This window comes from Halobacillus karajensis, assembly GCF_900108515.1.
In the GTDB taxonomy this organism is placed as follows: Bacteria; Bacillota; Bacilli; order Bacillales; family Halobacillaceae; genus Halobacillus; species Halobacillus karajensis.
This window is the reverse complement of record NZ_FNWW01000001.1, coordinates 408,079-420,884: the sequence shown is the minus strand read 5'-3', so window position 1 is coordinate 420,884 and position 12,806 is coordinate 408,079. Positions and strand designations below refer to the sequence as shown.

The window sequence follows — 12,806 nt, the reverse complement described above, 5'->3', positions numbered from 1 at the left end:
TATGAACTTATATGATAGAATTGTTCAAAAAGAAGAAAAAGTCTCTTTGGTTGGTCTTGGATATGTGGGGATGCCAATTGCTGTGGCTTTTGCAAAAAAAGCTGATGTAATTGGCTTTGATATTCACAAAGAAAAGGTCAACCTTTATAAAAATGGGATAGATCCTACTAAAGAAGTTGGAGACGAAGTAATCAAGGAGACAACTATTGACTTCACCTATGAGGAAGAGAAGCTTAGAGAAGCAAAATTTCACATTGTTGCTGTTCCAACACCGGTGAAAGAAGACCGAACCCCTGACCTCACTCCTGTTAAGTCAGCTAGCAAAACTTTAGGTAGAAATTTATCGAAGGGCTCTATAGTCGTATTTGAATCTACCGTTTATCCTGGTGTTACTGAAGAGGTTTGTGTTCCGATTCTTGAACAGGAGTCTGGGTTGAGGTGTGGAAAAGACTTCAAAGTTGGATACTCCCCCGAAAGAATTAATCCTGGAGATAAAGAACATAGATTAGAATCTATAGTGAAAGTAGTTTCAGGAATGGACGAAGAAACATTAAACATTGTTGCAAAAGTTTATGAGTTAGTCGTTGATGTTGGTGTTCATAGAGCTGAAAGTATTCAAGTTGCAGAAGCTGCAAAAGTTATTGAGAATGCTCAAAGGGACATTAATATTGCATTTATGAATGAGTTATCCATTATTTTTAATAAAATGGAGATTGATACAAAAGCAGTGCTGGAGGCAGCAGGTACTAAGTGGAACTTTCTCAAGTTTTTCCCTGGTTTAGTAGGGGGGCACTGTATTGGAGTAGATCCTTATTATCTTACTTATAAAGCGGAACAAATGGGGTATTACTCACAAATCATCTTATCTGGACGAAAGATCAATGATGATATGGGCAAGTATGTTGCTGAAAATACAGTTAAAAAGATGATTAAGGCTAATAAACAAATAAATGGAGCTAAAGTTGCTATTTTTGGTGTGACATTCAAAGAAGATTGTCCTGATGTTAGGAATACTAAAGTAGTAGATGTTGTAAATGAACTTGAAGAATATGGGGTGGAAGTTAAGGTTGTTGATCCTGTAGCTGATAAAGAAGATTTATGGAATGAATATAAGATTAATACTTGCAACATGGAAGAAGTGAATAATGTAGATGCTGTTATTTTTGCAGTTCCTCATAAAGAGTTCAACACTCTTAATTTGGATGACCTGAAAAGTTTGTATAATTGTTATTCTACTATGAAAGGTTTGCAAGAGGTTGCTGCAACTACTGAAAATGTAAGCAACATGAATGAAAATCATGTATTAATGGATATTAAAGGTCTTTTTAATAAAGAAGAGGCTATGGATAAAGGTTACGATTACTGGAGGTTATAATATGGGATATAAAGATTTGGTATTTCCGGAAGGCTCAAAGTTTTTAGTTACTGGCTCTGCAGGGTTTATAGGCTCTAATTTAGTAGAAGCTATACTTGAGTTAGGTTATGAAGTAAGAGGTCTTGATAATTTTTCGACAGGGAAACTAGAAAACGTAGAATGTTTTAGTGGCGAAGATCGATATGAATTTATTGAAGGTGATATTAGGGACTATGAAACATGTTTGAAGGGATGTAAAGATGTAGACTATGTATTACATCAAGCTGCCCTTGGTTCTGTTCCGAGGTCTGTAGAGAAACCTTTAATTTATGAAGATAATAATATTAAGGGTACTCATAATATAATGGAAGCCGCTAGGAATACAAAAGGAATCAAACGATTAGTGTATGCATCCTCATCAGCTGTTTATGGAGATTCATCAAGGTTGCCTAAGGTTGAAGGACAGGAAGGTCAACCTTTATCTCCATATGCAATTACTAAGAAAGTTAATGAGCTGTATGGAAATTTATATACTGATTTATATGGACTAGAATGTATTGGTTTAAGATATTTTAATGTGTACGGGAGAAGGCAAGATCCACATTCTCAATATGCTGCAGTCATTCCGTTATTTGCAAAGCAACTACTAAATAATACCTCTCCTATCATTAATGGTGATGGTGAACAAAGTAGAGATTTCACATATATTGATAATGTAATTGAAGCAAATTTAAAAGCATGCATAGCAACACAAGAAGCCAGTGGTTATGCATACAATGTTGCTTATGGTGAGAGTTATAGTTTGAATTTCATTTATCCAATCATGAAAAGCTTACTAGATAAGAATATTGATCCAGAATATGGGCCAAACAGAAAAGGGGATATTAAACATAGTTTAGCTGATATATCTAATGCAAAAAAGTTCTTAAATTATAACCCTCAATGGAACTTTCATGATGGTTTTAAACACGCATTAGATTGGTACAAAGTTAACCTGTGACTTTTTCATTTATCTATAAGTATTATTATATTTTATTTTATTATAGTAAAGGTACTGATAAATAATGAAGCAAACGCCAATTAAGATTGTACATGTATTTGCTACCATGAATACTGGCGGGGCAGAGTCTCGGATAATGGATGTATATCGGAAAATTAATAGAAATGATGTGCAGTTCGATTTCATAGTATTGGACAATAACCGCCATTATTACGATAGCGAAATTAGAGGAATGGGCGGTAAGAAAATTGTTGTGACTAGTCCTAGAAAAAATATTTTTAAGCATGTCTATGATTTATATAGAGTGTTCAGAAAAAATGATGATTATCAAGCTGTACACACACACACATCTTATCATTCTGGAATAGTGTGTTTAATAGCGAGAATAGCAGGGATTAAATATAGAGTAAGTCATGCAAGAACAACTTCTACAAAATCTCATAAGAAAATACTTAAAAAGATATTTATTAGTCTTGGAAGAAATTTAATAGTAAGAAATAGTACTTCTTTATTAGCTATAAGTAAAAAAGCCGGAGAATATGTTTTTGGAAAAAGGGTTGTTGAATTTGGTCGTGTTCGAGTTGTGCCAAACGCAATTGATATAGAAAAGTATATGAGCGCAAGTAAAGACGAAAACCTTAAAGAGGAATTAGGTATAACCGAAGGGCAACTGATCATTGGCCAGGTAGGACGCTTCAGTTTTATGAAAAATCATAAATTTACTATAAAAGTATTTAAATCAATTATTGCTGAAGGAATTGATGCAAAGTTAATACTGGCTGGTGATGGAGAACTAAGAAGAAGTATTGAAACCCTTGTAGAAAAAGAAGGTTTAAAAGAACAAATTGTTTTTTTAGGTGTAAGAAACGATATTCCACAAATTATGAAACTATTAGATGTATTAATTATGCCTTCTATATATGAAGGGTTAGGTGGAGTTGTGATTGAAGCCCAGGCAGCTGGTACCCCTTGTGTTGTATCTAAATCATTGCCAGTAGAAGTGGATATGGGACTAAATTTAGTTAAATTTGTTTCATTAGACCAAAGCGTGGAAGATTGGAAGGAAGAGATAAAAGCTCAATCTTTATTGACTCCTACAGATAAGTATTATATAAAAGAAAAATTCATTAAGAAAGGGATGCTTCTTGAATCGGAAATAAAGGATCTATATCAGTCTTATGGGCTACATGAAAGGAGTGTAATTAAATAGTGAGAACACCTACAAAAATATTACATGTGATACCAACTACATCATACGGTGGCATATCATCTATGGTTATGAATTTATATAGAAAGGTGGATACTAATAAAGTACAGTTTGATTTTATAACGTTCAATGACGGACCATTAAAAGAAGAAATACTAAACAAGGGAGGCAAAATATTTAAAATCCCCTATATTAAAAGTGATGGACCTTTCACACATGTGAATAGAGTATTTAAAGTTTGTAAGGAGAATGGACCATACAAGGCGATACACGTACATCATGGTTACAAATCGGGATTTTCTTTATTTGCAGCAAGGCTAGCAGGAATTAAACAAAGGATATGTCATATACATACTAGTGATGTAGAGCAAAAATGGCAAAGGAAATACTTAGTTTTTTTGAAGAATCTATCCATAATTAATGCAACAAAGTTAGTAGCATGCGGAGATGATGCTGGAAGTTTTTTGTTTGGGAATAGAAGCTATGAAATTCTTACAAATGCAATTGATATTGAGAAATATACTAATTTAAGTCAATATGATTCTATAAATTACAAACGGTTATTTCAAATCAACTCAGATTTAGTAATAGGACATGTTGGAAGATTTTCAGAGGTTAAAAATCACTCATTTATTATAGAGGTTGCGGAATCATTATGTAGGATCACTGATAACTTTAAAATTGTACTAGTGGGAGATGGCCCTCTAAAGCGCGAAATAGAAGGGAAGATTAAGGAGAGAGGTCTAAGTGATAAGTTTGTATTAACTGGATTAAGGTCTGATATTCCAGAGTTAATGAATATGTTTAATGTATTAATATTTCCTTCACACTTTGAAGGTGTACCAGTTTCTTTATTAGAGGCACAAGTGAGTGATGTGCCTTGTGTGGTATCATCAGGGATTTCAAAGGAAACTGATATTAATAATGGAAGTATTACCTTTTTAGATCTATCAAAAGGGCCTGACACATGGGCTGATTGCCTTATTAAAATGTCGAAACATCAAAAAGAAGGAAAACCAAAAGCAGCTGAAGCTTTAAGTGCTAAAGGATATAGTTTAAAAGATAATATAACTCGATTGATGAAAATGTATGATGTAAAGTATTAACTAAATTAGAGGGTAGGATTATGATTATTAGAAATAAGGAATTAAAAATAAATAAAAAAACCTTTTCAATAATTGCGAATATATTATTCTATATGGCTACTATTTTTTTGCTAGCTTTGAATGCATCAAATGAGGAAAATATATTTTTAGTTATTGTTGCTATTTTATTAAGTATTTACATTTTATGTTTTAATTACATGAAAAATATATATTTAATATTTTTCTTACTACCTTCTCTTGATATATTTATTTCATACGAAAAGGGTTTTTCTTACGCAACTATAATATTATTATTATCTTTTTTGAAGTTTAGCATTAGTAGATTTAACAAGCTAAAAATTAATCGTAATTTCCTTGTGATGTATTTATTATTAATAGGTTATGAATTGCTTCACATGGTAAATTATTCGTCCTCTGAAGTCATTTCCTTAGTTAGATGGGCAATTTTAATTTTATATGCATTTATCTTGATAGCTGATAATGACATTGTGTTGGATTTCAAAAAAATAACTATTTCATTTGTTCTAGGCATTTTTAATTCCGCAATGCTTGGTTTGATAAGCTTACTTCAAAATCATAAGGATTATTATAGATTTGAAGGTGCTAGCGGCGACCCCAATGGATTTGGTATGAGTGTTTTGTTAGCTATACTCTTCTTAATTAATATACAAGTGAAAGAAAATAAAATAAAAACCAACTATATTGTATTAATTGTAACTATGTATATCTTAGGTTTAATGACACTTTCTCGTAGTTTTATTATAGTTAGTTCAGGTGTATTTATTATCTATTTAATTTACAGCCTACTTTCAAGCAAAAAAATATATAAGAAATTTTCTTTATCAATAATTGGTATGTCTACTTTAATCGCTCTACCTTTTATTAATGAAATATTAAATATAATAAGATCTATTTATAATCGGTTTGCTTTATCAAATAGTATAAGTGAATTGAGTGGATCACGTTCACTTGTTGTAGAATTATACTGGAATAAGTTTTCCGAGGCATCTCTCCTACAAATATTATTTGGAGAGGGAGTAATGGGTTATTTGAATAATTATAATATAAAATTGCAAGGAGCAATCGTTGGGCCACATAACTCGTACCTAGAAATGATGATTTCATGGGGAATAATAGGGAGTGTCTTATTTGTAATATTTATATGCTTAATATTTAGGGTTGAAAAAATGAAATTTAAAGGTAGAGTAACGTTCATATCTCTACTTCCTCTTTTAAGTTTTTTATTTTATCTACTAAGTTTACAGTCGTTAGCTAAATATAATACTTACTTTTATTTAGCTCTTATAATAATGAATTCGTACTTTAGCATAAAGAATAAGAAGTATAATAATCCTCAAAAAGTAAAGGTTTCTTAACATGAAAAATAATTTAATTAGAAAGTTTTTCTCATTCTCATATGGTAGTTGGGTAGGACTATTTATTGGGTTAATAACTACTATCGTGACTACTAGAATATTAACACCTGAAGAACTTGGAAAAGCTTCAATGTTCACATTACTGATAACTGTTAGCATGATCATTTCAACTTTTGGTACTGATCAAGCATTCATTAGATTTTATTATGAAGAAGATGAAAGTAATAGGGGGCGACTTCTTTATTCAAGTTTGAAAATTCCTATTATTATATTACTAATACTTTCTATGATAATAATTGCTTGTTATAAGCCAATAACAGATTATCTATTTAATGAAAGTAGTATACTACTTTCTATTTTCATAATCATAGGCGTAATTTTCCAAACGCTTAATAGGTTTGGAAAATTAGTGTTAAGAATGCAACAAAAGGGTAATATGTATTCGTTAATAGAAATTACCAGTAAATTACTGCCGTTAATTTTTATCATTATATTATCATTATCCTTAGCTTCAGATTATAAAATAATGATATATTCATTAATCTTAACATTAATAATTTCTTTTATGTTACAAGCAATTTTAGGAAAGAATCTATGGAAAGTAGAACACAAAAGATACACATCAACCAAATATAAACCTAAAGATATTATAAAATATGGATCCCCTTTTGTTTTTACTGTATTAATAACATGGATTTTTCAATCTTTCGATAGAATAGCAATAAAGCAGTGGAATAGTTTTGAAGAACTTGGAATATATACCGCAGCATATAAAATAGTGGGTCTAGTGGTAGCGTTACAATCAGCTTTTTCTTCTTTTTGGACTCCAGTAAGTTTTGAAAGGTTTAACAAGTACCCAAAAGACACAGACTTTTTTAGTGAAATTATGAAAATTATGACATTCTTTATGTCCATTCTCGCAGTTCTAACTATTCTTAGTAAAGACCTTTTTGTTTTCTTACTTGGGGGCGATTATCAATCCGCTTCATTAGTAATTCCATTCTTAATTTTTATGCCTATATTTTATACAATTTCTGAAATTACTGTTGTAGGTATAAATTTTCTAAAGAAAACATTATGGCATGTCCCGATTGCAATAGTGTCATGTCTTACTAATATTATTGGAAACTGGTTTCTTGTTCCAGAACATGGAGCAATCGGTGCTGCTATTGCCACAGCAGTTTCATATTTATGTTTCTTTATTTTACGTACCTATCTATCTACCAAAATGTATCCTGTAAATTACGAACTGAAAAAATTTTATATTGTAATTACTACGGTACTATCTTTTGCTTTATTTTCCTTGTCAAAAGTATCTGATGTGGTTTTGTATATTATAGGTGCTTTTATAATAGCAATTATAGTTTTCATTTACTATAAAGATTTAAAAGGGTTCTTCAATAAGATTAATAGATAAAATATTGAATATTAACATGTTTATAGGAGGTCAATAATGAGGAAGAATATGGTGGGGAAAATATATAACTTATCAAAGACTTTATACAAATCTAATGTTCCTTTCATTCCTAAAATTTTATGGTCTATTAATCGAGTTTTTTTTAGTTGTGATATACCATATCAAGCTAACATAGATAGCACTGTAACTTTTTCACATAATGGTTTAGGAACTGTAATTAATAAAAAAACTAAGATTGGAAAAAATACACTTATCATGCATCATGTGACTATAGGAGGAAATATGGGTAAAACTTCATATAATGGGAAAGAGGAAATAACTGCTCCAATTATAGGTGATAACGTTATATGCGGAGTGGGAGCGAAAGTTTTAGGGCCCATTACTATTGGGAATTCTGCTAAAATTGGTGCTGGAGCTGTGGTACTTCAAGATGTTCCTGAAAATTGTATTGCAGTCGGCATACCAGCAAAAATTTATAAAAATAAATAAAGATACATTTTCTCTCATACTCAACAACTATAAAAAGTACCCTTATTGACAAGAACGGTATGAAATCCTCTGTTTTTGCCGCAGTCAAGTTTCATGATATGTGATTATAGGCTGGCTATCTGGTCGCTGCCTGCTTTGATAAGTTAGCTATCTAAAGTATGGCGTAACACTAAAGGCTTTCCATCAATGTTACGCATTTATGAAGTTTTATATTAATATATGTTCATGTTAACATATGATTGCAATATTACAATTTTGGATGGTTTTCTTTCAATTAAATTTTTTGTTTTTTAATGTTTTTATTTATTTTTGGAATGCCTTCTGCTTTGTAAGTGGCTTTTGGAATGGGGTCATAGCGATGGTATGATTTTTACCGAGGGTCTCGATAAGTCAGGGAAAGGGTTGGGAGGAGAAAGAGATTTGTTTTTTATCATATCATATCATATCATTTATACTAAATACTCTTCATCTTTGCTCACTAAAATCCAATAGAAGTGTATAAATGGAAACTCCTAATGCTTTATACAGTGGTAGAGTAGAGTTACGCTTTCCTCTTTCCAAACCCTCATGTAAGTTACGGCCTATGCCTGCTATGAATGCTAATCTCCTTGAGAGATCGCCTAGTTCATGAAAGAGAATGAGGCACATTTAAATGGGCTATAAATCTAGTTGAAAATAACAAAATCGCCGTCTTAAATTTTGAGAAGCTTATAATTTAAAAAGGATTATGTTGTTATGAGAGAAGGTGGTCTTTCTTAATCATAGCAAGAGTTTTTTCTACTATTTCATTTTTAGATTGCCCTTCAGCTTTATAAGTAATTTGTTTGAATGTAGTCATAGCAATGAAGTGTTTGTTGCCGAGGATCTCAATAAATAGAGGGGAAGTGTAATTAGGAAGAAGGAGATATTCTTTCTTTATCGTATTATTCATCTGAATTCTCCTTCCTCCCTGGTTCACTGATTTCCGGAAGAAGTTCTTGAGCTGAAATTTCTAGAGCACCTGCGATTTGGTAGACGGTAGTAATGGTAGGGTTACGCTTCCCTGTTTCCACACCACTAATATAAGTGGGATCAAGGCCTGCTCTAAATGCAAGTTCTTCTTGGGAGAAACCTAATTCAAGACGGACACTTTTTAAATGTTTACCGAAGGATTTTATAATGAGTGGTTTATTTATGTTTTCCATATGAAAATCATCATATGGATGCATGAAATCAACCACAGACTATGAGTCAAGTTTTGGGTTTATTTTACATTTTTGAGTGTTTTTTTATTAGATAACAACATGTGAAAAAAGAGATGGAAATAAAAGATGTTCAATCTATTTTTTAAAACATATTCCACTTCAAATAATAAGGGTTCTAATGCATGATTTCATGGCCTTCATTCATACTACCTTTAGAGGTGATGAGCAATGAAGGTCATGTTTTTACCTTTTCTGTTACTTTTAATTATGCCGCAGGAAGATTCGCCAGATGCTTTGGAGCTTAACCATGATGGCCAAACCATTGAGCGGATAAGTAGAGAGGATTTTAGTATTCCCTTTCTTGATGAAAATATGGTGGATCGTCAGAAATTTGAGTCCTTTCTTGATGAATTAGACAACAAATTGGCTAGAGAACCTGTCAATGCCATCATTGATGAGAATGGGAGCATTGTTCAAGGGAAAGCTGGGTCGCGAATAGACCGTATGAAAGTAAAGGGCCAATTTTATCAATATTTCTACACTAACAGCTTAACCAGTATCACCGTTCCTATGACCCCAGTTTATCCTCAAGTAGATGCGGAGCTATTGGAAGAAATAAGGGCAAAGCACATCGGGAATTATCTAACCTATTTTAAAAAGGGCAACAAGGCAAGGTCCAAGAATATCTCTCTAGCGACTCATGCGATTAATAATCATGTGGTTTTCCCAGGAGAATTATTTTCCTTTAATAAAGTCGTTGGAAAACGAACAAAAGAAAAAGGGTACGTCCGTGCGCCGGTGATTGTCAGGGGGGAGTTGGCAGAGGGCATTGGGGGAGGAATTTGCCAGGTATCCTCTACTTTATATAATGCTGTTGATCACGCTGGTCTTAAAATTGTGGAACGCTATTCCCATAGCAGGAACGTCCCTTATGTCCCACCGGGAAGGGATGCGACAGTCAGTTGGTATGGGCCGGATTTCACTTTCAAAAATGAATATAACCAGCCTGTTTTAATCCAGGCTAAATCCGTAGATGGGAAGGTGATGGTACGCATTCATTCCTCGGATCTCCTTGAGAAAAACGCTGAGTGAAGGGAGATTTTATCGCTAGGGAGGATCAATGGTTGTGATAACCCTTTCCGGACGGATTTGTTGGAATCTTTTCCATTACATAAATGACTGACCTATCGGATACTTTATCTTTATGTAGGAAAGGAGGATGAACAGATGGATAAGTCGCAAATCCAAGCTTGTATCAGTGAATGTGAAAGTGCGATCTCCCATTTAAAACTCGCTATGGACCACATGGACAATGGACAATCAAGAGATAAGATGCAGCACGCGCAGCAGGATTTAGAAGCATGTATTTCTGAATGTCAAAGCATGCTTTAAAACCTTTTTAGGGGCCGTTGGAAAAAAAGTTATAACAACCAAAAGAAAAGGGAGTCACCGGTATATAGGTGACTCCTTTTTCTCGTATTTTGGAATTTAGCGAGCCTCATTAGGAAGAGGGCTCTGTTTGGAAGGAGAGGCTTTTCTCATTATTCCCTGTGTATTGCTTATCGATTGTCTCGATATGTTTCATGACTTGATCCCTTCCATGATAGATATGTTCATGCATAGCTACACGGGCCCGTTCGGTATCCTGTTCTTCAATGGCTTTTAAGATGGTTTTATGCACCTCAAGCGAATGTCTTAACTGATCAGCATTGAACCAATAGAAGGAGCGGAAAATTAACGGAACCACAATCACTTTGGATATATGGGAATGGATGTGCTGATTTTTGGAAGCTTTTATAACAGAGTCATGAAAACGATGGTTGATGTTTAAAATATCCTCTATGGTTGTTTCCCCTGTTTCAAGATAACGATCAATCGCTTTTTCATACATTTCATTGGCTGTAGCCATTTCCTGTAAATCTGAATCGGTCCGATGAATGGCCGCTTGAGCAGCCGCGTACCCCTCTAAAAGAGTCCTCAAGTCATAGATTTGTTTGATATCCAATTCTGTAAAATGGCGGACGCGTACCCCTCGTTTCATAGATACCGTTAGGCCTTCCGTTTCTAATTGCTTTAATGCTTCCCGAATTGGAGTTCGACTGATTTGCAGTTTTTTTGCTAAAAATTCTTCGGTCAGCCGCATTTTAGGAGGAAACTCCCCGTGCAAAATGGCCTTCTTTATGTATTCATAAGCACTCATAATAGGACACCCCTTTGGTTTATTGTATACAAAAGGAGTTAACGATTCAATGTTTGATACGACTTTAAATTGGTATGAAGCCTTTTTCACACCTGATCCATAATTTTTACTCAGAGTGGGTTGCTTTATTGTATACAAATTGATACTATAAATCACAAGATTCAGAAAACATTGAAAATACAAGGAAGCGCCTGTGTTTTTTCGAGGGAGTTGTAAGCGTTAACAGGATGAAGAATACAGAACAAGAGGTGAAGTGACATGAGTCAAAGTTTAGAGGGAGTTAAAGTATTAGAGTTAGGAAGTCTGATTGCTGGACCCTTTGCCGGCAGGTTGATGGCTGAATTTGGGGCCGATGTGATAAAAGTAGAGCCGCCTAAAAAAGGCGATCCTCTCAGGGATTGGCGTCATATCTATGAAGGAACTTCCTTATGGTGGAGACTCCAGTCCAGAAATAAGAAGTCGATCACCGTTGATTTAAAGAGTAACGAAGGTCAGGAAATTATAAAGTCCCTCGTTAAAGAGTGTGATGTCGTTATTGAGAATTTCAGACCAGGCACCTTAGAGAAATGGAATCTTGGTTATGAAGAGTTATCTTCGATTAACCCAGGTCTCGTGATGGTCAGGGTATCTGGCTATGGTCAAACAGGTCCATACCGTGATAAACCAGGGTTTGGAAGTATTGGTGAGTCGATGGGGGGACTCCGTCACCTGACAGGTCATCCAGATCTTCCTCCAACCCGGGTGGGAATAAGTCTTGGTGATTCACTTGCCGCAATGTATTCCGTCATAGGCGCCATGATGGCCATCTACCATCGTGATGTGAAAGGTACCGGCAAAGGTCAAGTCGTGGATGTGGCCCTATATGAGGCGGTGTTTAGCTTGATGGAAGGATCCCTTCCTGAATTCGATAAGCTTGGTGCGGTTCGCGAACGGACAGGTTCATCTCTGCCTGGTATAGCTCCTTCTAATACATACCAATGCAGGGACGGAAAATATATTGTCATTGGTGGAAATGGGGATGCGATTTTCAAAAGGTTGATGAATGTAATTGGAAGAGCCGATTTGGCTGAAGATGAGCGATTCCAAAAGAATAGTGGAAGAGCAGACCACGCAGATTTCCTTGATGAAGTTATTGAAGATTGGACCCGAACTATGGATTTCGAACATGCTTTAGAGAAACTTGATGAAGCTAGAGTCCCTGCGGGTCCCATTTATAGTATCGAAGACATCGTAAAAGACGAGCATTATTTAAGCAGAGATATGATCCAGGATTACCAACTGAATGAAGAGGAGTCATTGAAAATCCCGGGGGTTGTACCGAAAATGAGTGAGACACCAGGGGGGACAAAATGGCTGGGTCCTGAACTTGGACAGCATACCGAGGAAGTGATGAAAAGCTGGCTGAGCTATGATAGGGAAAAGATTCAAAAGCTGAAAGAACAAGGCATAATTTAACTTTTGTTGAAGGGGTGA

At 34.4% G+C, this 12,806-nt stretch carries 13 protein-coding genes; 10 read left to right on the top strand and 3 right to left on the bottom strand.

Annotation, left to right across the window (positions count from 1 at the left end; all coding sequences use genetic code 11):
• The first annotated feature begins 1 nt into the window (after position 1).
• From BLW54_RS01995 to BLW54_RS01965, 7 genes are all read left to right on the top strand, one after another.
• The gene (locus BLW54_RS01995) at positions 2–1,375 is read left to right on the top strand and encodes a nucleotide sugar dehydrogenase (RefSeq protein ID WP_074733121.1); all 1,374 of its coding nucleotides are present in this window, start codon (positions 2–4) and stop codon (positions 1,373–1,375) included.
• A 1-nt stretch (position 1,376) separates the two neighbouring features.
• A complete protein-coding gene (locus BLW54_RS01990; protein WP_074733120.1) occupies positions 1,377–2,354 on the top strand; it encodes an SDR family oxidoreductase in 978 nt (325 codons plus the stop codon).
• Positions 2,355–2,418: 64 nt separating this feature from the next.
• Positions 2,419–3,564, top strand: coding sequence for a glycosyltransferase family 1 protein (locus tag BLW54_RS01985; RefSeq protein ID WP_074733119.1), 1,146 nt, complete (start codon positions 2,419–2,421; stop codon positions 3,562–3,564).
• Positions 3,564–4,667, top strand: coding sequence for a glycosyltransferase family 1 protein (locus BLW54_RS01980; RefSeq protein ID WP_083391455.1), 1,104 nt, complete (start codon positions 3,564–3,566; stop codon positions 4,665–4,667). The genes BLW54_RS01985 and BLW54_RS01980 overlap by 1 nt, the downstream gene beginning before the upstream one ends.
• A gap of 20 nt (positions 4,668–4,687) precedes the next feature.
• Positions 4,688–6,043 (top strand): O-antigen ligase family protein, encoded by a 1,356-nt coding sequence (locus tag BLW54_RS01975; RefSeq protein WP_074733117.1) that lies wholly within the window; start codon positions 4,688–4,690, stop codon positions 6,041–6,043.
• Position 6,044: 1 nt separating this feature from the next.
• A complete protein-coding gene (locus BLW54_RS01970) occupies positions 6,045–7,460 on the top strand; it encodes a lipopolysaccharide biosynthesis protein (protein WP_074733116.1) in 1,416 nt (471 codons plus the stop codon).
• A gap of 36 nt (positions 7,461–7,496) precedes the next feature.
• Positions 7,497–7,949 carry a serine O-acetyltransferase gene (locus tag BLW54_RS01965; RefSeq protein WP_208598909.1) on the top strand — a complete coding sequence of 151 codons (453 nt, stop codon included), beginning with the start codon at positions 7,497–7,499 and terminating at the stop codon, positions 7,947–7,949.
• Between the two features lie 733 nt (positions 7,950–8,682).
• On the opposite strand, the gene BLW54_RS01960 is transcribed toward BLW54_RS01965, so the two are convergent.
• Together BLW54_RS01960 and BLW54_RS01955 are read right to left on the bottom strand one after the other, a co-directional pair.
• Positions 8,683–8,880 carry a hypothetical protein gene (locus tag BLW54_RS01960; protein ID WP_074733115.1) on the bottom strand — a complete coding sequence of 66 codons (198 nt, stop codon included), beginning with the start codon at positions 8,878–8,880 and terminating at the stop codon, positions 8,683–8,685.
• Positions 8,873–9,133, bottom strand: a complete 261-nt coding sequence (locus BLW54_RS01955) for a helix-turn-helix domain-containing protein (protein ID WP_074733363.1) — start codon at positions 9,131–9,133, stop codon at positions 8,873–8,875. The genes BLW54_RS01960 and BLW54_RS01955 overlap by 8 nt, the downstream gene beginning before the upstream one ends.
• Before the next feature lie 228 nt (positions 9,134–9,361).
• Between BLW54_RS01955 and BLW54_RS01950 the strand changes: the two genes are divergently transcribed.
• Together BLW54_RS01950 and BLW54_RS20580 are read left to right on the top strand one after the other, a co-directional pair.
• The gene (locus BLW54_RS01950) at positions 9,362–10,225 is read left to right on the top strand and encodes a VanW family protein (RefSeq protein ID WP_074733114.1); all 864 of its coding nucleotides are present in this window, start codon (positions 9,362–9,364) and stop codon (positions 10,223–10,225) included.
• A 135-nt stretch (positions 10,226–10,360) separates the two neighbouring features.
• Positions 10,361–10,525, top strand: coding sequence for a hypothetical protein (locus BLW54_RS20580; RefSeq protein WP_155996943.1), 165 nt, complete (start codon positions 10,361–10,363; stop codon positions 10,523–10,525).
• Positions 10,526–10,634: 109 nt separating this feature from the next.
• Here the strand turns inward: BLW54_RS20580 and BLW54_RS01945 are convergent, their stop codons facing one another.
• Positions 10,635–11,333 carry a GntR family transcriptional regulator gene (locus BLW54_RS01945; RefSeq protein ID WP_074733113.1) on the bottom strand — a complete coding sequence of 233 codons (699 nt, stop codon included), beginning with the start codon at positions 11,331–11,333 and terminating at the stop codon, positions 10,635–10,637.
• 258 nt (positions 11,334–11,591) lie between these two features.
• On the opposite strand from BLW54_RS01945, the gene BLW54_RS01940 reads away from it, so the two are divergent.
• Positions 11,592–12,788, top strand: coding sequence for a CaiB/BaiF CoA transferase family protein (locus tag BLW54_RS01940; RefSeq protein WP_074733112.1), 1,197 nt, complete (start codon positions 11,592–11,594; stop codon positions 12,786–12,788).
• Positions 12,789–12,806: the final 18 nt, after the last annotated feature.

Excerpts from the sequence above, each read along its gene's own strand:
- BLW54_RS01995 (WP_074733121.1), top strand. The coding sequence starts at position 2 with ATGAACTTATATGATAGAATTGTTCAAAAAGAAGAAAAAGTCTCTTTG.
- BLW54_RS01990 (WP_074733120.1), top strand. The coding sequence starts at position 1,377 with ATGGGATATAAAGATTTGGTATTTCCGGAAGGCTCAAAGTTTTTAGTT.
- BLW54_RS01985 (WP_074733119.1), top strand. The coding sequence starts at position 2,419 with ATGAAGCAAACGCCAATTAAGATTGTACATGTATTTGCTACCATGAAT.
- BLW54_RS01975 (WP_074733117.1), top strand. The coding sequence starts at position 4,688 with ATGATTATTAGAAATAAGGAATTAAAAATAAATAAAAAAACCTTTTCA.
- BLW54_RS01970 (WP_074733116.1), top strand. The coding sequence starts at position 6,045 with ATGAAAAATAATTTAATTAGAAAGTTTTTCTCATTCTCATATGGTAGT.
- BLW54_RS01965 (WP_208598909.1), top strand. The coding sequence starts at position 7,497 with ATGAGGAAGAATATGGTGGGGAAAATATATAACTTATCAAAGACTTTA.
- BLW54_RS01960 (WP_074733115.1), bottom strand. The coding sequence starts at position 8,880 with ATGAATAATACGATAAAGAAAGAATATCTCCTTCTTCCTAATTACACT.
- BLW54_RS01955 (WP_074733363.1), bottom strand. The coding sequence starts at position 9,133 with ATGGAAAACATAAATAAACCACTCATTATAAAATCCTTCGGTAAACAT.
- BLW54_RS01950 (WP_074733114.1), top strand. The coding sequence starts at position 9,362 with ATGAAGGTCATGTTTTTACCTTTTCTGTTACTTTTAATTATGCCGCAG.
- BLW54_RS20580 (WP_155996943.1), top strand. The coding sequence starts at position 10,361 with ATGGATAAGTCGCAAATCCAAGCTTGTATCAGTGAATGTGAAAGTGCG.
- BLW54_RS01945 (WP_074733113.1), bottom strand. The coding sequence starts at position 11,333 with ATGAGTGCTTATGAATACATAAAGAAGGCCATTTTGCACGGGGAGTTT.
- BLW54_RS01940 (WP_074733112.1), top strand. The coding sequence starts at position 11,592 with ATGAGTCAAAGTTTAGAGGGAGTTAAAGTATTAGAGTTAGGAAGTCTG.